Raw genomic sequence first — 20,524 nt, 5'->3', positions numbered from 1 at the left:
ACTAACCCTGCGGGGTCTGCGCGGCGGTGTCCGCCTGCTTGCCGAAGCGGCCCGCGTCCACGAACGGCCCGGGGTTGGCCTGCGAGCGCTGCGGGTTGAGCGTGCCGTAGCGCGGGTTGACCACCGTCTTGACCGCGTTGAACTCCTGGGCCAGCCGCTGCTGCCCGCTCTCGCCGCCGAACTGCTGCTGCAGCTTGGCCAGCCCGACCATCGCCCGCCCGTAGTCGCGCGCGTCGGACGGCACCACGCCCTGCGACAGCAGGTTGATCTCGGCCGACTGGAACTGGCCGGGATCCTTGATCGCCGAGTCGACCTCGGTCTCGCTGACCTGCACGTTGTAGCGGGTCAGCAGCTGCTCGGTGACGGCCACGTTGACCAGGCGCTGGAGCACGACATGGCTGACCGGGACCCCGCCGAGGTCCGCCTCGCTGAGGTTGTTGCGCTGAAGCGCCGCCTTGTACGCCTGCGCGTCCTCGTTGACCTCGCTCACCGTGATGCGGTCGTCGCCGACCACGGCCGCGGCCCCGACAGGGGAGGGGGAAGAGCAGGCGGTCAGGGCCAGGCCCGCCGCGGCGGCGGCCATCGCCACTCGTATCGACTTCACATGCGTCCCTTTCCGACCGAAAAACCGCCGCTAGCTTACCCGTGCGGGCTCGAGGAACAGCGCCTCGACCAGGTCCCCGCACCATTTGAGCAGGTCGAGGTCGCGCAGAGGCTGCCCGCCGAGCGGCTTGGTCTTCGGGATCGGCACCAGCAGCGTCTCCGCGGCCTGCTTGTAGACCGCCTTCTTGTAGAGCCGGTCGAGCCGGACCTGCTGCGACTCGCGCAGCCGCGCCGGGCCGAACTTGATGTTCTGGCCCTGCAGCGTGACGTCGGTGAGCCCCGCCCTGCGCGCCTTGATCCGGAACGCGGCCACCTCCAGGAGGTTGTCCACCTCCACCGGTGGCTTGCCGTAGCGGTCGGTCAGCTCCTCGCGCACCTCGGCGATGTGGCTCTCCTCGGCGATGCCGGCGATCCGTTTGTACGCCTCCAGCCGCAGCCGCTCCGAGGTGACGTAGTCGTGCGGGATGTGGGCGTTGATCGGCAGCTCGACCTTGACGTCCGGCGTCTCCTCGCGCGCCTCGCCGCCGTCGAGCTTGGCCTTCTGCTCCTGCACGGCCTCGGCCATCAGGCGGACGTAGAGGTCGAAGCCGACGCCGGCGATGAAACCGGACTGCTCGGCGCCGAGCACGTTGCCCGCGCCGCGGATCTCCAGGTCCTTCATCGCGACGTACATGCCGGCGCCCATCTCCGTGTGCTGCGAGATGGTGGCCAGGCGCTCGTGCGCGGTCTCGGTGAGCGGCTTCTCCGGCGGATAGAGGAAGTAGGCGTAGCCGCGCTCGCGGCCCCGCCCGACCCGGCCGCGGAGCTGGTGGAGCTGGGACAGGCCGTAGTTGTCCGCCCGGTCGACGATGAGGGTGTTGGCGTTGGGCACGTCGAGCCCGGACTCGACGATCGTGGTGGAGACGAGCACGTCGTACTCGCGTTCCCAGAAGCCCACCATGATCTTTTCGAGCTGGTTCTCGTTCATCTGGCCGTGGGCGACCGCGATGCGCGCCTCGGGCACCAGCTCGCGCAGCCGGGTCGCCACCCGGTTGATCGAGGCGACCCGGTTGTGGACGAAGAACACCTGGCCGTCGCGCATCAGCTCGCGCCGCACGGCCGCGGCGATCTGCTTCTCCTCGTACGGCCCCACGAACGTGAGGATCGGGTGCCGCTCCTCCGGCGGCGTGAGGATGGTCGACATCTCGCGGATGCCGGTGAGGCCCATCTCCAGCGTGCGCGGGATCGGCGTGGCCGACATGGCGAGCACGTCCACCTGCGTGCGCAGGTGCTTCATGGCCTCCTTGTGCTCGACGCCGAAGCGCTGCTCCTCGTCGATGATGATCAGGCCCAGGTCCTTGAAGCGCACCTCGGGGCTGAGCAGCCGGTGGGTGCCGATCACGACGTCGACCGCGCCCGTGCGCAGGCCGTCGAGGGTGGCCTTGACCTCGCCGTCGGTCTGGAAGCGGGAGATCGGCTTGACCGTGACGGGGAAGCTGGAGAACCGCTCGGCGAAGGTGGACATGTGCTGCTGCACCAGCAGCGTGGTCGGCACCAGCACCGCGACCTGCTTGCCGTCCTGGACCGCCTTGAACGCCGCCCGCACCGCGATCTCGGTCTTGCCGTAGCCGACGTCGCCGCAGATCAGCCGGTCCATCGGGACGCCGCGCTCCATGTCGCGCTTGACCTCGTCGATGGCGGCGAGCTGGTCGCCGGTCTCGGCGTAGGGGAAGGCGTCCTCCATCTCGCGCTGCCAGGGCGTGTCGGTGCCGAAGGCGTGGCCGGGCGAGGCCATGCGGGCGGAGTAGAGCCTGATCAGCTCGCCGGCGATCTCCTTGACCGCCTTCTTCGCCCGCGACTTGGCCTTGGCCCAGTCGGCGCCGCCCATGCGGTTGAGCGTGGGCGCCTCGCCGCCGACGTAGCGGGTGACCTCGTCGAGCTGGTCGGTGGGGACGTAGAGGCGGTCGCCCTTGGCGTACTCGATGACGAGGTATTCGCGGGTCGCGCCCTGCACCGTGCGCTGCACCATCTCGACGTAGCGGCCGACGCCGTGCTGCTCGTGCACGACGTGGTCGCCCAGCTTGAGCTGCAGCGGGTCGACCATGTTGCGGCGGCGCGAGGGCAGCCTGCGCATGTCCTTGGTGGACGCCTTCTGGCCCACGAGGTCGAGATGGGTGAGCACGGCCAGCGACGGCGTGACGAAGCCGTGCTCGATCAGGCCGGTGCTGACGTGCACGACCTTGGGCTCGGGCGCCTTGTCGAGGTAGGGGCGCAGCCGGGCGGGCACGTCCACGCCCTTGAGCAGCTCGACCATGCGCTCGGCCGGGCCGTGGCCCTCGCTGAGCAGCACGACCGCCTTCTCCTCCGCCAGCCAGCCCTTGATGTCGGCCAGCGCCTTGGCGGTGTCGCCGCGGTAGGCCTCGCTGTCGTGGGCGTCGAGCTCGACGCCGTTGCCGAACGGCGCCATCGTCCACCACGGCTGCCCGAGCACGTCGGCGTGCTGACGGATCTCCTCCAGCGTGCGGAACGCGGCCGCGTCGAGGTCGATGGGCGCCTCACCGCCGGCCGCCGCGTTGATCCAGGACGCCTCCAGGAACTCCTGCGAGGTGCGTACGAGCTCCTCGGCCCGCCCCCTGATCCGCTCGGGGTCGCAGACGAACACCGCGGAACGCACCGGCAGGTGGTCGAGCAGCAGGTCCATCTCCCCCGCCAGGGCCGGCGCGAACGCCTCCATGCCCTCCACCGGGGTGCCCTCGGCGAGCTGGTCGAGCACCTCGGCCAGCGCGGGGTGCTCCTCGGCCAGCTCGCGGGCGCGGCGGCGTACGTCGTCGGTCAGCAGCAGCTCACGGCAGGGCGGCGCGAACAGGCCGTCCTCGGCCGCCTCCAGCGAGCGCTGGTCGGCCACCTTGAACCAGCGGATCTCCTCGACGGTGTCGCCCCAGAACTCCAGCCGCAGCGGGTGCTCCTCGGTGGGCGGGAAGACGTCGAGCAGGCCGCCGCGTACGGCCACCTCGCCGCGCCGCTCCACCATGTCGACCCGGTGGTAGCCGTTGCCGACGAGCTGGGCCACGACCTCGTCGAGGTCGGCATCGTCGCCGGCGCGCAGCCGGATCGGCTCCAGGTCGCCGAGACCCTTGACGATGGGCTGCAGCAGCGCGCGGACCGGGGTGACGATCACGCTGAGCGGCCCGGCGGCGGTGTCGCCCTTGACCGGGTGGGCGAGCCTGCGCAGCACGGCCAGCCGCTGCCCCACGGTGTCGCTGCGTGGCGACAGGCGCTCGTGCGGCAGGGTCTCCCAGGCGGGGAAGACCGCCACGGAGGCGGGCTCGACGAGGCTGGTCAGCGCCGCGGCGAGGTCCTCGGCCTCGCGGCCGGTCGCCGTGACCGCGAGCACCGTGCGCTGGTCGTGCGCGGCCAGCGCGGCCACCCCGAACGGCCTGAGCGCGGACGGCGCGATCAGCGCGACGTCGCCGCCCTCCTCAAGGGCGGCGGTCAGCCTCGGGTCGGCGCGAACAAGGTCAAGCAGTCCGGAAAGACTCATCAGATACGCCCACAGCCCCACGACGGCATCACGATCACCCCCGGCCATGCCAGGTCCCGGGGGTGTGCTTCCCAGACTACTCGCCGCCAGACCTCTCCACTCGCCGCCGGACCTCCCCGCTCCGGCCGGACCTCAGCCGACGCGGTAACCGGCCACCGAGGGCCAGCGCACGGTGAGCACGGTGGACAGCTCCTCGGCCCGCCAGGAGTGGTCGACGCCCCTCCCCCACACCACGTAGTCGCCCGGCTCGGCCAGCAGCACGCTGCGGCCGGGCAGCTCCACCCGGAAGCGCCCGCTGACGAGCACGAGCAGCGCGGTGCGCGTCTCGCCGCGCACCCACCGCGCCCGGACCTCGCCCGGCCGGTGGACGCCCCACTTGATCTCGACCTCGTCGCTGTGCCGCGGGTCGCCGGGCGGTTTGAAGTGGCCGAGCAGCCAGCCGCCGTCGGCCGCGCCGTCCGCGACCGCGTTGCCGACGTAGATTTGGTCGCTCATGGGCCAGGACGCTAGCAGCGATATGCGTTACCAATACCGATCGGATGACTACTGTAGGTCACATGTCTGAGGTGCGATCGGTCGTCCAGCGGGGCGATCTCTTCGATCAGCGGGTCCGCGAGCACTGGACCGGCCAGCTCGGCAGACGGCTCGACGTGCTGGTCGCAGGGTGCGTCCACGACGAGCCGCTGGCGCCCGAGCGGGTCGAGACCAGGTGCACGGGGGTCGACGAGGACCATCCGGCGATCCGCAGGGTGCTGGACGAGCGGGCCGACCTGGTGGCCTGGTCGCTCGGCGACCTGCGCGGCGTGCCGCTGCCGCCCAGGTCCTACGATCTGATCCAGCTCTCGTTCCTGCTGGAGCGGGTCAGGCACGCCGAGCTGGTGCTCGACCGGCTGCTGCAGGCGCTGCGGCCGGGCGGGCTGGTGCTGCTGCGCATGCGTGACCGCGGGTCGGCATACGGGCTGCTGGACCGCCTCACGCCGGGGTGGCTGCGCCGGGCGCTGTGGCGGGCGGTGACGCGGCCGGGCACGCCGGGGCCGCTGCCCGCCGTGTACGAACCGCTGACCTCCGCCGACGGCATGCACACGTTCTGCCTCAGCCGCGGGCTCATGATCATCGACGAGGAGCGGCGGGCGAGCGGCCCCGCCAGGTCGGGCCGGCTGGGCCGGGCCGCGATCGCCGCGGTCTCTCGGCTGACCAGCGGCCGCTACCCCGCCGGGCACGACGAGATCACCATGGTCATCAGGAAGCCTCAGCATCACTTCGCCAGGGTGCTCTAGCGGCCTGCTTGAATGAGTCGGTACACTCCTTTCCTACCAAGTCAGTCGGATTAGTTGGGATGTAGGAACCGTGGAGTGGACCCCCGAGCCGCACGAGCTGGCCGACCTCGAGCTGCTGCTCTCCGGCGCGTTCGCGCCGCTGACGGGGTTCCTGGGCCACGACGACCTGCACGCGGTCCACGAGCGCGGCACGCTCGCCGACGGCACCCCGTGGCCCGCGCCGGTCACCCTCCACCTGCCCGCCGAGGTCTCCCCCGGCGACGAGGTGACCCTGCTGGACCCCGAGGGCCTGCCGCTCGCGGCCCTGACCGTGACGGAGCGGGAGGCCGACGGCCTGGTCGCGGGCCCGGTCAAGGGCCTCGGGGCGCCGGAGCACGGGCCCTTCGCCCGCCTGCGCCGCACCCCTGCCCAGGTCAGGGAGGAGCTCGGCGGGCGCCCGGCGCTCGCCGTCACCATGCGCGGGCCGCTCGACGACCTCTCCGAGATCGTCGCCACCGCCAAGGAGCTGGACGCGCTGATCATGCTGCTCCCCCTCGCGTACGGCGAGGGCGGCCCGGCCGTCGTCCGCGCCGCGCTGCGCGCCAAGGAGCAGCTTCCCCCCGGCACGCTCGTGGTCTCCGTGCCGCTGGCCCCGCGCGCCGAGCCGGAGATCGACCTGGAGCTGCGCGAGCGCGTCGCGGCGGCGTACGGCGCCGTCGAGCACTTCCCCGGCCCCGACCCGGTCACCATCCCGGGCCCGCCGCACCGGCGCGGCCTCGTCGTCTTCTTCACCGGCCTGTCGGGCTCGGGCAAGTCGACCATCGCCCGCGGCCTCCGCGACGAGCTGCTGGAGCTGGGCGGCCGCGCGCTCACCTATCTCGACGGCGACGTGGTGCGCCACCTGCTGTCGAAGGGCCTGACCTTCTCCAAGGCCGACCGCGACCTCAACATCCGCCGCATCGGCTTCGTGGCCGCCGAGGTCGCCAGGCACGGCGGCCTGGCCATCTGCGCGCCCATCGCCCCCTACGCCGCCACGCGCGCCGAGGTGCGGGCCATGGTCGAGGCGGTCGGCGCGGACTTCCTGCTGGTGCACGTGGCCACGCCGCTGGAGGAGTGCGAGCGGCGCGACCGCAAGGGCCTGTACGCCAAGGCCCGCGCCGGGCTCATCCCCGAGTTCACCGGCATCTCCGATCCCTACGAGGAGCCGGACGACGCCGAGCTGGTCATCGACACCACACATCTGTCGATCGAGGCGGCGGTCTCCCGTGTGCTGGAGACGCTGCGGTCCGGAGGCTGGGTACGTTGATCGATCTCGCCCTCGTCGGCGGTTCCTTTCTCGTCGCCATCGTGGTCGGGCTGACCGGCATGGGCGGCGGGGCCCTCATGACGCCGATGATGATGTTGTTCTTCAACGTGCCGCCGCTCGCCGCGGTCTCCAGCGACCTCGTGGCCTCGGCCGTGATGAAGCCGGTCGGCGGCTTCGTGCACCTGCGCCGGGGCACGGTCAACCTGCGTCTGGTGGGCTGGCTGTGCGCGGGGTCGGTGCCGGCGGCGTTCTGCGGGGTGTTCCTGGCCCGCGCGTTCGCCGTCAGCGACGCGGTGACGTACGCGCTGGGCGTCGCGCTGCTGCTGGCCGTGGCGGGCATGGCGGTCAAGACCCTGCTCGGCGGGCGGGGCGGCACGGCGAGCGCCCACGACATCGTCGTGCGCCCGATCCCTACCCTACTGGTCGGTATGGTAGGCGGTCTGGTCGTCGGGATCTCCTCCGTCGGCTCCGGATCGCTGATCATCGTGGCGCTGCTCGCGCTCTATCCGGCGCTCAAGGCCAACCAGCTCGTCGGCACCGACCTGGTGCAGGCCGTGCCGCTGGTCGCCGCCGCCGCGCTCGGCCACCTGCTGTTCGGCGACTTCCAGCTGCACCTCACGCTCTCGCTGCTCATCGGCTCGCTCCCCGGCGTCTACCTCGGCGCCAGGATCTCCTCTCGCGCCCCGGGCGGCCTGATCCGCGCCCTGCTGGCCATCGTGCTGCTGGCCTCGGCGCTCAAGCTGCTGGACGCGAGCAACGTCGTCACCGTCGCGGCCCTGGCCGCCGCCACCGCGGTCATCGTCGTCGGGTGGCGGCTGCGGCGGCGCAGGGCGGACGCGCCCGCCGAGCCGGACGCGGCCATGAGCCCGGCCGCCCGCTAGGGACGCGGCACCGGCGTCGAGCGGAAGTAGGGGTCGCGCGCGAGCCGGGTGAAGGCCCGCCCGGCCCCAGGGTCGGAGTCGAAGGTCGTGTCACCGCGCGGCGCCTGCGGCGAGTCGAAGTACAGCAGCGCCTTGATCTGCGGGTAACGCTTGATCTCCCGCCCCACCGACTCGAAGAACCGGCGCTTGAACGAGGGGTCGCGCGGCCGTCCGAACACCCCCCACTCGGCCACCATCACCGGCTTGCCAGGGAAACGGAGCTGCATCCACCGGTAGAAGCCCGGCCACTGCGCGAACTCCTCCTCCTCGCGGGTCTTGTTGACCAGCCTGTCGAAGTCCTTCACCCGGTCGTCGGCGTAGGGGTCCATGGCGACCCAGTCGACCACGTCGTCACCGGGGTAGAGCTGCTCGAACCACGGCTGGGCCGCCCAGTTGGGCGCCCCCATGTACGTCATCACGAAGACCGCGTTCCTGACGCCCCTCTCGCGCAGCCGCAGCACGACGTGCCGGTACATCGCCGCGTAGTCGGCGGCCCGCATCCCCGAGCCCGGCGACTCGTCCACGTCGTTCTCCGGCTCGTGGTGCAGCGTGAGGAAGAACCGCTCGGGGAAGGCGCTGCGCAGGTGGGCGGCCAGCCGGTCGATGCGGCGGTCTATCTCGCCGCGGGCGACCTCGGCCCAGGTGTGGTCGAGCGCGGGCTTCCAGTTGACCATGAGCAGCCGCGGCCTGGCCGGGTCGCGGGCCAGCCCGATCTCGGCCCGGGTCGGGAACAGCTCGCCGCCCCGGTGGTAGACGTGCACCACGTCGGCGGCCGCCCCCATGCGGGTCTCGGCCCCGCGCAGTGCCTGCTCGACCGGCGCGCCGGTGAAGATCTCGGGCGCCAGCCCCCACCAGGCGCCGCAGGACGGGATGAGCCGGGCGGTGGCGGTACAGGCCGGCGCTCCGGTCACCTGTCTGGCGGGGCCGGCCGCGTCGCCGGACTCCGCCGCCGAGGCCGCCGTGGAGCCGGCCACCGAGCCGCCCGAAGAACCGGCCGACCCGGCCGACCCGGCGGCGCCCGCCGTGCCGGTCGCGCCGGAGCAGGAGCTGAGCGTCACGATCGCGGCGAACGCCGTGACCGTTCTGGAGGTAATTCCCCGTAGTTGCAAAATTGTCCACCCTCCTGGTCGAAGGACCCCCGTCCTGTCACACCTGAACCTTGCCATGTCATTCCACGAACTTCAGCCGGAGTGGCGAGTATCCGCTGGTCGTCCCGGGTAAAGCGCCGCCCGAATTTTCCGGGAATATCGCTTTATGGAGGCCCTTCTTTGCCGCCGTAACGGAAAAATCTCTGCGGATTCAGGTCCGGTGCTGATCGTCCGCCCTATAGTGGGCGCACGCCTCGGCCCGTGACGCTGCGTCGCCGGGCGGCGACGACGCGCACACCCCTCCAGGAGGCCGCTCCCATGACCCAGCCGCCGGACGTCCATGCCCGCCGCGGCGAGTTGGCGGACCACCTCGCGCTGCTGCGCCGGCAGTGGCTGGTCCTCGTGGGCTGCGTCGTGGTCGGCGGCACCGCCGGGCTCGGGCTCATGCGGCTCACGCCGTCCGCCTACACCGCCGTCACCCAGGTGCAGGTCATGCCCATCGGCGCCCAGGAGCCCGGCAACCAGGTCACCGCCCGCCAGCGCGAGTCGCTCAACCTCGACACCGAGGCCCAGGTCGCCGCGTCGGCCGTGGTCACCGGCCGGGCCGCCAAGGCACTCGGCCTCACCACGGCGGAGCCCGCCGAGGTCACCGTGCCGCCCAACTCCTCGGTCCTCGCCATCGCGGTCACCGCCGCCGACCCGCAGACCGCCGCCGTCCGGTCCACCGCGTACGCCGACGCCTACCTCGCCCACCGCCGTGACAGCGCGCTCACCGCGCTCGCCGAGCAGCAGCAGGCCGTGCTGGGCAAGCTCAGGCAGGTCAACGCCGGGCTCGACGCGACCATCCGCCGGCTCGCCCTGCTCGTCAGAGGCACGCCCGACCACACCATCGCGCTCCAGCGGCAGAGCGTGCTCAACAGGCAGGCCGCGAGCCTCGCGCTCAAGTACGACGCACTCCGCACGGTCGCGGTCACCCCCGGCGCGGTCATCAGCCCCGCCGTGCCGCCGTCCGAGCCCAGCTCGCCCAGCCTGCCGCTCTACCTCGGCACCGGCCTGATGGCGGGGCTGCTGACCGGCGCCGCCGCCGCCCTGATCCGCGACCGGCTCGACATCCGGCTGCGCCAGGCCGCCGACATCGAGCGGCTGACCGGCCTGCCGGTGCTGGCCGACCTGTCCTGCGTCACCGAGCCCGGCCTCCTGCACGAGCGGTCCTACGCCGCCGAACCCGGCGTCCTGCACGAGCGGTCCTACGCCGTCGAGCCCGGCGTCCTGCACGAGCTGGCCTGCGCCGTCGTCGCCGCCTGCCCGGGCAAGCGGCTGCTGGTCTGCGCCCTGCCCGCCGACCTCCGCTCCTCCTCGCCCGTCGAGCCGCTCGCCGTCAGCGCCCCGCTCACCGTGCTCGACGGCACCGACGTACGCGACCTCGCGCGGGCCGACGCCGCCCTGCTGCTCGTCGGCCTCGGCCGCGTCACCGCCCCCGAGGTCACCGCCGCCGCCCGCCGGCTCGGCCGGCACGACGTCCCGATCATCGGCGTGGTCGCCGTCACGGACGTGGTGCCCACGTTCGTGCCGCTGCTGGAGCCGCGCCCGCACACGCCGCTCGGCAAGCTGGTGGCCACCGGCGAGTTCCCCACGGCGACCTCCGCCGAGCTGGGCATCAGCACGTCCGCCGAGACGACCCCCCTGCCGCACATGCCGCCGCTGCGCAGGTCCAGGCCGGGACCGCCGTGAGCCGCGCCGCCTGGCCGATCGCGGCGCTGCTGGTCGGCTACCCGCTCTGGTGGGCGCTCGGGTTCGGCGGCCTGTCGGTGATCGTCCTGGCCTGGCCCATGGCGGTGCTGCTCTGGCGGCGCAGGCCGATCCAGGTGCCGCCGGGGTTCTGGCTGTGGATGCTGCTGCTGGCCGGCTACCTCGTGAGCGCGCTGATGCTGGCCGAGTCGCCGCCCGGCACCTACGGCGAGCTCGGCCCCGGCCGGCTCATCGGCTGGACGATGCGGCTCGCGCTCTACGTCAGTGTCCTGATCATGGTGCTCTACCTGGGCAACCTGACCGAGCGGGAGCTGCCGCAGCTCCGGCTCGTACGCATGCTGGGGGTGCTGTTCGCCACGACGGTGGCCGGCGGGCTGCTCGGCGTGCTGGTGCCGGGCTTCGCGTTCACCTCGCCCGTGGAGCTGCTGCTGCCCGACTGGCTGAGCGGCAACGCCTTCGTCCAGAACCTCATCCACCCGACCGCCGCGCAGACCCAGAAGGTGCTCGGCTACGCCATGCCGCGCCCCGAGGCGCCCTTCGAGTGGGCCAACGCCTGGGGCAGCAACGTGTCGGTGCTGCTGGTCTGGGCGGTGGTCGGCTGGTGGGCGCACGGGAGCCGGCGGCAGCGGGTCCTGCTCGCCGTACTGGCCGCCCTGGCCGCGGTCCCCGTCGTCTACTCGCTCAACCGGGGCCTGTGGATCGGGCTCGGTCTGGCCGTCGTCTACCTGATCGTCCGGGTCGGCGGGCGCACCAGGCTCGCGCTGTGCGGGGCGGTGGCCGCGGCGGCGCTGGCGTTCGCGCTCAGCCCGCTGGCCCCGCTCGTCGCGCAGCGGCTCGACCGGCCGCACTCCAACGACATCAGGGCCTTCACCGTCACCGCCACGCTCGCCGCCGCCGCCCACTCGCCGGTGATCGGCTACGGCAACACCCGCAACGCCACGGGCAACGGCCGTACCGTCACCACCGGCCGCACCGGGTGGTGCCCGGGCTGCGGGCATCCGCCGCTCGGCAGCGACGGCCAGCTCTGGCTGCTGCTGATGACGCAGGGGCTCACCGGCGCCGCGCTCTACGTGGCCTTCTTCGTGGGCGCGATCCGCCACTACTGGGCCGACCGCAGCCCCGTCGGGCTGGGCGGGGTGCTGGTGATGGGCCTCGTGCTGCTCTACATGTTCGTCTACGACGGCCTGGTCACCCCGCTCATCCTCTACCTCATCTCCTTCGCCCTCCTGTGGCGCAACACCCGCCGAGGTCCCGCATGAACGACGCCGCCGTCCGTCTCGGCTACCTGGCCGACACCGTCCGGCTGCTCTATCCAGGGCCGGGGTCGCCGCGGGCCTACACCCTGCTGCCGCACGCCGCCGTGCCCCGCCGGCTGGCGCCGCGGCGCTGGTGGCACGTCGGGTCGCCGGTCATGGTGCCCGGCGAGGGGTCGATCGCGGCCCATCTGGGCGAGGTCTTCGGGCGGCCGGTCGAGACCGTCCTGCACGTCCGGCCGGCCCGGCGGGCCAACCGCAAGCCGGTGCTGGAGGTCCGTTCGGGCGGGCGGCTGCTGGCGTACGTGAAGGTGGGCGACACCGCGCGCACCCGCGCGCTGGTCGCCGCCGAGGCGGCGGCCCTGCGCCGGGTCGCCGGGCTCGGCCTGCGCACGGTCGTCGCGCCCGAGGTGCTGCACCTCGGCGACTGGCGCGGCCTCACGGTGCTGGCGGTGTCGCCGCTGCCCGTACGCCGCCGTCGCCGCGCGCCCCGCCCGCTGCTGCTGGCCGCGATCGCGGAGATCGCCGCCACCGGCCACGACGCCGGTCATGGCTCCGGTCGCGACGCCCGCCACGACGCCGGTCATGCCACCGGGGCCGCCTGGCACGGGGACTTCGTGCCCTGGAACGTCTGCCCCGCCCCCGGCGGCCGGCTGCTCGTCTGGGACTGGGAGCGCTACGCGACCGGCGTCCCCTACGGCTTCGACGCCCTCCACCACTTCTTCCACCGCGCCCTGCGCCGGCTGCCGCCCCCCGACGCCGCCCGCGCCTGCGTGGCGCGGGCGGCGCGCGAGCTCGCCCCGCTCGGCGTGCCGGCGGCCACGGCCCGGCAGAGCGCCCTGCGTTACCTCATCGCCCTGGCCGACCGGCACGCCGCCGACGGCCACGAACCGCTCGGCCCGCCGCACGCCTGGCTCAACCCGGCCGTCGACCACGAGGAGTCGTTCCTATGAGGACCGTGAAGCGGTCGGTCCTGTCGTTGTCGCGGGCGGCGGGCCGGTTGACCGCCGGGGCGCGGCTGCTGCCCGCGTTCATGATCACGGGCGGCCAGCGGTGCGGCACGACGTCGCTCTACCGGGCGCTGGCACAGCACCCGCTGCTGCTCAAGCCGGTGCTGCACAAGGGCGTGCACTACTTCGACGTGGCCTACTGGCGCGGGCCCGCCTGGTACCAGGCGCACTTCCCGCTGCGGGCGGGGGCGGCGCTGCTCACCCACCGCTACGGCGGCCGGGCGCTGGCCTTCGAGTCGTCCCCCTACTACCTGTTCCACCCGCTGGCCGGGGAGCGGATCGCCGCCGACCTTCCCGGGGTCAAGCTCGTCGTGCTCGTCCGCGACCCGGTCGAGCGCGCCTGCTCGGCCCACGCGCACGAGCTGGCCAGGGGGTACGAGACGGAGCCGCGGTTCGAGCGCGCCGTCGAGCTGGAGACCACCCGGCTCGACGGGGCCGAGGAGCTGCTGCGCGCCTCGCCGCACGCCCGGCACCACTCCCACCGCCACCACGCCTACCTCGCCCGCGGCCGGTACGCCGACCAGCTCGACCGGCTGGAGCCGCTGTTCGGCCAGGACCGCATCCTCGTGCTGGACAGCCACCTGTTCTTCGAGCAGCCCGAGCACGTCTACGACCGGGTGCTGGAGTTCCTGGGGGCGCCGCACCTGGGTTATCCGGAGTTCGAGCGCCACAACGGGCGTCCCCGGCCGCACCCGCTGCCCGGCGGGCTGGGGCGGGCGCTGCGCGACCACTTCGAGCCGTACGACGCCCGGCTGACGCGCTGGCTGGGCGCGGAGCCGTCGTGGCGGCGGTGACCCCGGCCCGCCTGGTCGCGGGGCTGCGGCGGCGCGGCGGCGTGGCGCGCGGAGGGGCGGCGGGGCTGGCGGCGGCCGGGGTGTCGGCGGCGGCGCAGTTCGCGCTGGTCGTGGTGGTGACCCGGGCGGTGAACGCGGCCGAGGCCGGGGCGTTCTTCGCGGCCACCGCCGTGGTGCTCATGGCGGCCGGCGTCGCGAAGCTGGACGCGGGGAACGGGCTGGTGTTCTTCATCGCCCGCGCGAAGGCGGCCGGACATCACGACATTTCCGGATTTATCCGGGCGGCGATCGTTCCGTGCGCGGTGGCGGCCGCCGTGGCCGCCGCGCTGCTGTGGCCGCGCGTGGGGCCGGTGGCGGCGATCGTGCCGGTCGTCGTGCTCGGCGACGTGCTCCTGGCCGCCACCCGCGGCTCCGGCTCGCTGCGGCCCACCGTGCTCCTGGACGGCATGGCACTGCCCGCCGCGCAGCTCACGCTGGTCGCCGCCGTGGCCCTCGCCGGGCGGCCGGAGTGGCTGCCGCTCGCGTGGGCGCTCCCGTACGTGCCGGTGCTGGTCCTCGCGGCCGTCGCGGTGCGGAGGCGGACGCCGAACGGCCCCGGCCTGCCCGGGGCGGGGCGTGAGCTGTGGCGCTACACCGCTCCCCGGTCCTTCGCGGGCGCGATCCAGGCCGTCTTCCAGCGGCTGGACGTCGTGGTCGTCGCGCTGCTCGCCGGGCCCGCGCAGGCCGCCGTCTACACCGCCGCCACCCGGTTCAAGGTCGTGGGCCAGCTCGCGAACCAGGGGCTGACCCAGGCCGTGCAGGCCCGGCTGGTGAGCGCGCTGGCGCGGGGCGAGCTGGCACGGGCCAGGGAGCTCTACCAGACGGCGACCGTCTGGCTGGTGCTGCTGACCTGGCCGGTGTGGCTGGCGTACGCGGCGCTGGCCCCGTGGCTGCTCTCGGTGTTCGGGCCCGCGTACGGCACGGCGGCCCCGGTCGCGCTGGTGCTCGCGGGCACCATGATGGTGGCCACGGCCTGCGGGATGGTGGACGTCGTGCTCACCGCCGCCGGGCACACCGGCATGAGCCTGCTCAACCTGCTGGCGGCCGTCGCCTGCACGCTGGTCCTGGACCTGGCGCTGGTGCCCGCGCACGGGGCGCTCGGCGCCGTGGCCGGATGGTCGGGCGGGGTGCTGGTGAAGAACCTGCTGCCGCTGTGGCAGCTCCACCGGCGTTACGGGCTGCGCCCATTCGGCCGGCACACGCCGGCGGCGCTGCGCCTGCGTACCTGGGCCGCCGCATGAGCGCCGCGCCCGTGCTGGTCACCGGTCTGCCCAGGAGCGGCACGAGCTGGGCGGGCAAGATGCTGGCGGCCGGCGGCGGGCTGGTCTACGTCAACGAGCCGCTCAACCCCCAGCACCCGCCCGGCCGCTGCCCCGGCGTGCTGGCCGCCGAGGTCACCCACCGGTTCCAGTACATCTGCGACGACAACGACCAGGTGTGGCTGCCCGCCTTCCGCGACACGGTCGCGCTGCGCTACCGCTGGGGGGCCGAGCTGCGCGCGAACCACCGCCCGTACGACCTGGCCCGCCTGCTCCGCTACGGCACCGCCTTCGCCTGCGGCCGGCTGACCGGACGCCGCGCGCTGCTCGACGACCCGTTCGCGGTGCTGAGCGCGGGCTGGTTCGCCCGGCGGCTGGGCTGCCGGGTGATCGCGCTGGTGCGTGAGCCGGTGTCGTTCGTGGCGAGCTGGCAGCGGCTCGGCTGGCGCGCCGACCTCCGCGACCTGCTGGACCAGCCGCTGCTCGTCCGCGACCACCCCGAGCTCGCCGCCCTCGACCCCGCGACCGACCGCCTCGCCGCGATCGCCGCCCTCTGGCGGGTCACCCGGACAATCCTGGCCGGCACGCCCGGCATCCTCGTCGTCCCCTACGAGTCCCTGGCCGCCGACCCCCTCACGGGCTTCCGCGAGCTGTACGACCACGCCGGCCTGCCCTGGACGCCGGCCGCCGCCCGCCGCATCCACCGCGCCTGCACCGGCCCGTCGTCGGCGGGCGGCGCGTTCCGCTGGTCCGGCCTGTCGCGTACGGCCTACCGCCGCATGGACTCCCGCCAGGCGCTCGCCACCGCCACCCGTGGCCTCAGCCAGGAGGACGCCGCCCGAGTCCGCGCACTCACCGCCTGATCAGGCGTGCGGCCAGACTGCGGCCGAGCAGCCGGGCCGCGAACGGCAGGTCGTCGATGAGATAACGGCGGGCCAGCCGGCCCGGCTCGGTGGCGAGGCGGAACGCCCACTCCAGGCCCGCCCGCCGCATCCACCACGGCGCCCTCGGCACCATGCCGGCCGCGAACGCGAGCGCCGCCCCGCATCCCAGGAACCACGCCTGCGGCAGGTCGCGCCGCAGCTCGGCGATGAGGAGGTCCTGCCGGGGGAAACCGAGGCCGACGAAGACCAGCCGGGGACGGGCCGTCGCGACCCTGCGCCGCACGGCGGCCCGCTGCTCACGGCAGGAGTCGAAGCCGTGCGCGGGCGCGTGCGCGCCGCAGATCCGCAGCCCGGGGAAGGCCCTGACGAGCTCACGGGCGGCCCGCTCGGGAGCGCCGTGCGGGCCGCCGAGCAGGTAGACCGGCCATCCGTGGCGGGCGGCCCGCGCGCTGAGCGCGCGCAGCAGGTCGGCGCCCGCGACCCGCTCCGGCAGCGGCGTGCCCAGCAGCCGCGCCGTCCAGACCAGCGGCATCCCGTCGGCCACCACGAGGTCGGCCGAGGCCACGAGCCGCCCGAGCTCGGGATCGGCGGCGGCGAGGCGGCAGATGTCCACGTTGGGGGTGACGATCCGGCCGCCCCGCCCGGCGGCCAGTCCGGCCGCCACCCGCTCGACGACGTCGTCCTCGCGCACCGGGTCCAGCCCCAGCCCGCCGACCCGGACGCGCTCGGCGGTCACGAGCAGCGTCATATGCCGTGCCCCCGGTCGTGCAGCCGGGACAGCACCGCCGGCGCGGAGACCAGCCCGGCCGCCACCGCGAGCGCGATCGGCGCGCGCGGCTCGGCGGGACGGGAGGCGAGGGCGCGGGCGGCCCAGCGCAGGGCCGCGCGCCGGTGGCCCAGCGCGGCGTGCCCGAAGGCGAGTTGCCCGTAGACCCGGGCCGCGCCGCGCGGGTCCACGGCCAGCTCGGGGTGCCGGGCGAGCATCCAGTCGAGGCCGGCGATGCGGTCCGCCCAGCGGGCGGAGTAGTGGGAGGAGCCCCAGCGGACCCGGACGAGCGGCCGGTCGACGTAGGCGATCGGGTGGCGTTTGGCGGCGCGCAGGGCGAGGTCCCAGTCTTCGTTCTGGCCACCGGGCGCGCTCTCATCGGGGCGCGGGGCGCCGCGCTCGAACAGGAACGTCGAGGAGTGGACCATGACCATGCGGGAGCGTACGAGGTCGGCGGCGCGCACGGTGGACGTGCCCGCGAGCCGCGGCACCCGGTGGGAGCCGTGCTCGACCTCGATGCCGCAGCTGGCGAACTCGCCCCCGCCGCGGCGCAGCGCGCGGAGCTGGGCGGCGAGCTTGCCCGGCAGCCACAGGTCGTCGTCGTCGCAGAAGGCGGCCAGGTCGGCGTCGAGGGCGTCGAGGCCGGTGTTGCGGGCGCCGGGCAGGCCGGGCGTGCGCGTGTTGGGGATCACCAGGACCCGCCGCCGCGCGCCGTCGCCCAGCCCGGCGAGCCCCGCGGCGACCTCGGCCGCGGAGGCATCGCCGTCCACCACGACGGCCACCGTGAGCGTGCCCCAGTGCGCCTGGCCCAGCACGCTCTCGACGGCCTGGCGCAGCAGGACGGGCCGGTCGCCGCGGGTGGGCACGACCACGCCGACGGACCTCACGCGGCCCCCCGGTAGCCGTAGCGCAGGCGGAGCGGCCAGGTGAGCAGGCTGACCACGCGCCGGTCGCCCCCGGCCATGGCGGTCGCCCACGAGTCGTCGCGCCGCAGCTCGACGCGCCCGACCTGGAAGCGCATGGGGTTGCCCGAGACGGTGTGGGACAGCCCGAGCCAGGCGGTGCGCCCGTCGATGAACGACGGCTCGACGGCTCCGAGCCCCAGCTCGTGCCCGAGCGCGCCGAGCGCGGGCCCGGGGGCGGCCAGGAAGTCCTCGTAGCGGACGGTGGTGACCGGGACGCCGCGCCGTGCGAGCAGCTCCAGCGCGGCGTTCTGGGCCGTCCAGTGCAGAGCGGTGCGGGCGGGCCCCCACCGGGTCATCGGCAGGCCGTCCTCGGGCCGCTCGACCGTGCGGCCCCAGGAGTGGGCGACGGCGCGCGGATCGCGCACCACGTGGACGATCCGGACGTCGACGCCGCCGCTCACCAGGCAGCAGGCCAGGGAGGCGTGCTTGCTGGAGTCGACGACCACCCGGGCTCCGGTGGCGGCGTAGAGACTGCGGTAGATCTCGACGTAGTCGCCGAGGTCGGGATGGGCGATGCGCGGGACGCGACGGGTGCGATCGACCCGCCGGCGCAGCGTGAGCACCCGCTCCGCCAGCCGGGCCGACCATCCTCCGAAGGCGCGCTCCCCCACCTGCCGCCAGAAGGGACAGGCGGGAAAGGGCGCCCCGCACCCGCAGGGCTGGCCCGCGAGCACTCCCCTTTCCCACAGATGCACGACCTCGCCGAGGGCGATCACGCCGGGCAGCTCCCCGAGGAGCCGTTCGAGCAGCGTGGTGCCGCTGCGTCCCAGACCACCGAGGTAGATCACCTGGGTGGCGTGCTCATGATCGGTCAACGGAGTGGCCTCGCATCAGAACATCGCGCTCAGCGTGGACTCTGAGCGCGGCCTGCGGCGACCCTATCGCTACGGGTAATCGACCGGTCACGGAACGCCAGAAAGATCTACCTTCAGCGCGCGTCGAGCACCATCCCCGCGCCGACCGTGCCGTTGGTGGCCTCGTCGATGAGGATGAAGCCGCCGGTGAGCCGGTTGCGCGCGTAGTCGTCGACGAACAGCGGCTGCGTGACCCGCAGCGACACCCGGCCGATCTCGTTGAGGCCGAGCGAAGTGGCCTCCTCGTCGCGGTGCAGGGTGTTGACGTCGAGCCGGTAGTGCAGGTCGCGGACGAGCGCCCGCGCCGTACGGGTGGTGTGCTTGATCGTCAGCTTGGACCGCGGGGTCAGCTTGACGCCGTCGGCCATCCAGCAGACCATCGCCTCCAGCTCCTGCGCGGCGGCCGGCTGGTTGTTGGGCCGGGCGATCATGTCGCCGCGCGAGATGTCGAGGTCGTCCTCGAAGCGCAGCGTGACCGACATGGGCGGGAACGCCTCCTCCACCGGACCGTCGAAGGTGTCGATGGAGGCGATGCGGGTGCTCAGCCCGGAGGGCAGGTGCACGACCTCGTCGCCGGGCTTGAGCACGCCGCCCGCGACCTGCCCGGCGTAGCCCCGGTAGTCGTGGAAGGCGTGGTCGGTGGCCCGCTGGGGGCGGATGACGTACTGGACGGGGAAGCGCACGTCGGTCAGGTTGCGGTCGGAGGCGATGTGCACGTTCTCCAGGTGGTGCAGCAGCGAGGTGCCGAGGTACCAGGGCATGTTCTCGCTGCGTGAGACGACGTTGTCGCCGTTGAGCGCGGAGATCGGGATGAAGGTCAGGTCGGAGACGTTGAGCTTGGAGGCGAACGCCGTGAACTCCTCCCTGATCTCCTCGAAGCGCTCCTGCGCGTAGTCGACGAGGTCCATCTTGTTGACCGCCAGCACCAGGTGGGGCACCCGCAGCAGCGAGGTCAGGAACGCGTGCCGCCGCGACTGCTCCAGCACGCCCTTGCGGGCGTCGATGAGGATGATCGCCAGGTCGGCGGTGGAGGCGCCGGTGACCATGTTGCGGGTGTACTGGATGTGGCCTGGGGTGTCGGCGATGATGAACTTGCGGCGCGGCGTGGCGAAGTAGCGGTAGGCGACGTCGATGGTGATGCCCTGCTCGCGCTCGGCGCGCAGGCCGTCGGTGAGCAGCGACAGGTCGGTGTACTCGGTGCCGCGGTCGCGGGAGGTGCGTTCGACGGCTTCGAGCTGGTCCTCGAAGATCGCCTTGGAGTCGAACAGCAGGCGTCCGATGAGGGTGGACTTGCCGTCGTCGACGCTTCCCGCCGTGGCAAAGCGCAGAATGTCCATTTAGAAGTAGCCCTCTCGCTTGCGGTCCTCCATCGCGGCCTCGGACGCGCGGTCGTCGGCCCTGGTGGCCCCGCGCTCGGTGATCCGGGTCGCCGCGATCTCCTCGATGATCTCCTCGACCGTGGCGGCCTGGGACTGCACGGCCCCGGTGCAGGTCATGTCACCCACGGTGCGGTAGCGCACCACCGCCTCGAACAGGGGCTCGTCCTCGCCGCGCTGGACCACCTCGGAGTCGGGCAGCAGCATGCCGTCGCGCTCGAACACCTTGCGCGTGTGGGCGAAGTAGATGGAGGGGATTTCGATGCCCTCGCGCCGGATGTAGTCCCAGACGTCCAGCTCGGTCCAGTTGGACAGCGGGAAGACGCGGATGTGCTCGCCCTTGCGGATGCGCGCGTTGTAGAGGTTCCACAGCTCGGGGCGCTGGTTCTTCGGGTCCCACTGGCCGAAGTCGTCGCGGAAGGAGAACACCCGCTCCTTGGCGCGGGCCTTCTCCTCGTCGCGGCGGGCGCCGCCGAAGACCGCGTCGAACTCGTGCTTCTCGATCGCGTCGAGCAGCGTGGTGGTCTGCAGGCGGTTGCGCGAGGCGCGCCGCCCGGTGTCCTCCACGACCCTGCCCTGGTCGATCGAGTCCTGGACGCTGGCCACGATGAGCCGCGCGCCGAGCTCGCCGGCGCGGCGGTCGCGGAAGTCGATGACCTCGTCGAAGTTGTGGCCCGTGTCGACGTGCATGAGCGGGAACGGGATGGCCGCGGGCCAGAACGCCTTCTCCGCGATGCGGAGCATGACGATGGAGTCCTTGCCGCCGGAGAAGAGCAGACAGGGGCGCTCGAACTCGGCCGCCACCTCGCGCATGATGTGGATCGCTTCGGCTTCGAGCACGTCGAGCTGCGACGTTGTGTAGTCGCGCTGCAGCATGGGAGC

Annotated in this window: 18 protein-coding genes; 9 read left to right on the top strand and 9 right to left on the bottom strand. The window is 73.5% G+C overall.

The genetic code is table 11. The annotated features are described in order from the left end of the window. Position 1: 1 nt before the first annotated feature. The 3 genes from ACBR40_RS21300 to ACBR40_RS21290 all read right to left on the bottom strand — a co-directional run bounded on the left by ACBR40_RS21300 (position 2) and on the right by ACBR40_RS21290 (position 4,618). Complete coding sequence (locus tag ACBR40_RS21300; protein WP_344210924.1) at positions 2-604, bottom strand: SurA N-terminal domain-containing protein; 603 nt, start codon at positions 602-604, stop codon at positions 2-4. A gap of 30 nt (positions 605-634) precedes the next feature. Further along, entirely contained in the window at positions 635-4,123 is a 3,489-nt protein-coding gene (gene mfd / locus ACBR40_RS21295) for a transcription-repair coupling factor (RefSeq protein WP_344210926.1), read from the bottom strand. 132 nt (positions 4,124-4,255) lie between these two features. Further along, positions 4,256-4,618: a signal peptidase I gene (locus ACBR40_RS21290; RefSeq protein WP_344210928.1), complete on the bottom strand. Its 363-nt coding sequence runs from the start codon at positions 4,616-4,618 to the stop codon at positions 4,256-4,258. A gap of 62 nt (positions 4,619-4,680) precedes the next feature. On the opposite strand from ACBR40_RS21290, the gene ACBR40_RS21285 reads away from it, so the two are divergent. The 3 genes from ACBR40_RS21285 (at position 4,681) to ACBR40_RS21275 (ending at position 7,566) form a co-directional block, all read left to right on the top strand. After that, positions 4,681-5,400, top strand: a complete 720-nt coding sequence (locus ACBR40_RS21285; RefSeq protein WP_344210930.1) for a class I SAM-dependent methyltransferase — start codon at positions 4,681-4,683, stop codon at positions 5,398-5,400. 70 nt (positions 5,401-5,470) lie between these two features. Then, positions 5,471-6,685, top strand: coding sequence for an adenylyl-sulfate kinase (gene cysC / locus ACBR40_RS21280; RefSeq protein WP_371249868.1), 1,215 nt, complete (start codon positions 5,471-5,473; stop codon positions 6,683-6,685). Beyond that, entirely contained in the window at positions 6,682-7,566 is an 885-nt protein-coding gene (locus ACBR40_RS21275; RefSeq protein ID WP_344210934.1) for a sulfite exporter TauE/SafE family protein, read from the top strand. The genes cysC and ACBR40_RS21275 overlap by 4 nt, the downstream gene beginning before the upstream one ends. Here the strand turns inward: ACBR40_RS21275 and ACBR40_RS21270 are convergent. Then, on the bottom strand, positions 7,563-8,714 hold the full coding sequence (locus ACBR40_RS21270) for a glycoside hydrolase family 26 protein (protein WP_371249867.1): 1,152 nt from the start codon (positions 8,712-8,714) through the stop codon (positions 7,563-7,565). The genes ACBR40_RS21275 and ACBR40_RS21270 overlap by 4 nt on opposite strands. Positions 8,715-9,011: 297 nt before the next feature. Between ACBR40_RS21270 and ACBR40_RS21265 the strand changes: the two genes are divergently transcribed. From ACBR40_RS21265 to ACBR40_RS21240, 6 genes are read left to right on the top strand one after another with little or no spacing between them, the layout of a single operon-like run. Next, positions 9,012-10,424, top strand: a complete 1,413-nt coding sequence (locus ACBR40_RS21265; protein WP_371249866.1) for a hypothetical protein — start codon at positions 9,012-9,014, stop codon at positions 10,422-10,424. Continuing rightward, positions 10,421-11,701 (top strand): hypothetical protein, encoded by a 1,281-nt coding sequence (locus ACBR40_RS21260; protein ID WP_344210940.1) that lies wholly within the window; start codon positions 10,421-10,423, stop codon positions 11,699-11,701. The genes ACBR40_RS21265 and ACBR40_RS21260 overlap by 4 nt, the downstream gene beginning before the upstream one ends. Continuing rightward, complete coding sequence (locus ACBR40_RS21255; protein ID WP_344210942.1) at positions 11,698-12,648, top strand: hypothetical protein; 951 nt, start codon at positions 11,698-11,700, stop codon at positions 12,646-12,648. The genes ACBR40_RS21260 and ACBR40_RS21255 overlap by 4 nt, the downstream gene beginning before the upstream one ends. After that, a complete protein-coding gene (locus tag ACBR40_RS21250) occupies positions 12,645-13,499 on the top strand; it encodes a sulfotransferase domain-containing protein (protein WP_344210944.1) in 855 nt (284 codons plus the stop codon). Before ACBR40_RS21255 ends, ACBR40_RS21250 begins: the two co-directional genes overlap by 4 nt. Continuing rightward, entirely contained in the window at positions 13,487-14,779 is a 1,293-nt protein-coding gene (locus ACBR40_RS21245) for a lipopolysaccharide biosynthesis protein (RefSeq protein WP_344210946.1), read from the top strand. Before ACBR40_RS21250 ends, ACBR40_RS21245 begins: the two co-directional genes overlap by 13 nt. Beyond that, on the top strand, positions 14,776-15,660 hold the full coding sequence (locus tag ACBR40_RS21240; RefSeq protein ID WP_371249865.1) for a sulfotransferase: 885 nt from the start codon (positions 14,776-14,778) through the stop codon (positions 15,658-15,660). Before ACBR40_RS21245 ends, ACBR40_RS21240 begins: the two co-directional genes overlap by 4 nt. Here the strand turns inward: ACBR40_RS21240 and ACBR40_RS21235 are convergent. The 5 genes from ACBR40_RS21235 to cysD form a co-directional block, all read right to left on the bottom strand. Next, positions 15,650-16,429 (bottom strand): WecB/TagA/CpsF family glycosyltransferase, encoded by a 780-nt coding sequence (locus ACBR40_RS21235; RefSeq protein ID WP_371249864.1) that lies wholly within the window; start codon positions 16,427-16,429, stop codon positions 15,650-15,652. The genes ACBR40_RS21240 and ACBR40_RS21235 overlap by 11 nt on opposite strands. After that, the gene (locus tag ACBR40_RS21230; protein WP_371249863.1) at positions 16,426-17,334 is read right to left on the bottom strand and encodes a glycosyltransferase family 2 protein; all 909 of its coding nucleotides are present in this window, start codon (positions 17,332-17,334) and stop codon (positions 16,426-16,428) included. The genes ACBR40_RS21235 and ACBR40_RS21230 overlap by 4 nt, the downstream gene beginning before the upstream one ends. Continuing rightward, positions 17,331-18,227, bottom strand: coding sequence for a sulfotransferase (locus ACBR40_RS21225; protein ID WP_371249862.1), 897 nt, complete (start codon positions 18,225-18,227; stop codon positions 17,331-17,333). Before ACBR40_RS21225 ends, ACBR40_RS21230 begins: the two co-directional genes overlap by 4 nt. A 113-nt stretch (positions 18,228-18,340) precedes the next feature. Beyond that, entirely contained in the window at positions 18,341-19,603 is a 1,263-nt protein-coding gene (gene cysN / locus ACBR40_RS21220) for a sulfate adenylyltransferase subunit CysN (protein WP_329589758.1), read from the bottom strand. Then, positions 19,604-20,518: a sulfate adenylyltransferase subunit CysD gene (gene cysD, locus ACBR40_RS21215; protein WP_371249861.1), complete on the bottom strand. Its 915-nt coding sequence runs from the start codon at positions 20,516-20,518 to the stop codon at positions 19,604-19,606. It abuts the gene before it with no gap. Between the last annotated feature and the right edge of the window lie 6 nt (positions 20,519-20,524).

The organism is Nonomuraea sp. AD125B (assembly GCF_041402765.1).
Lineage (GTDB): Bacteria > Actinomycetota > Actinomycetes > Streptosporangiales > Streptosporangiaceae > Nonomuraea > Nonomuraea bangladeshensis.
The sequence above is the reverse complement of the archived record's forward strand: the minus strand, read 5'-3'. Positions and strand labels throughout refer to the sequence as shown.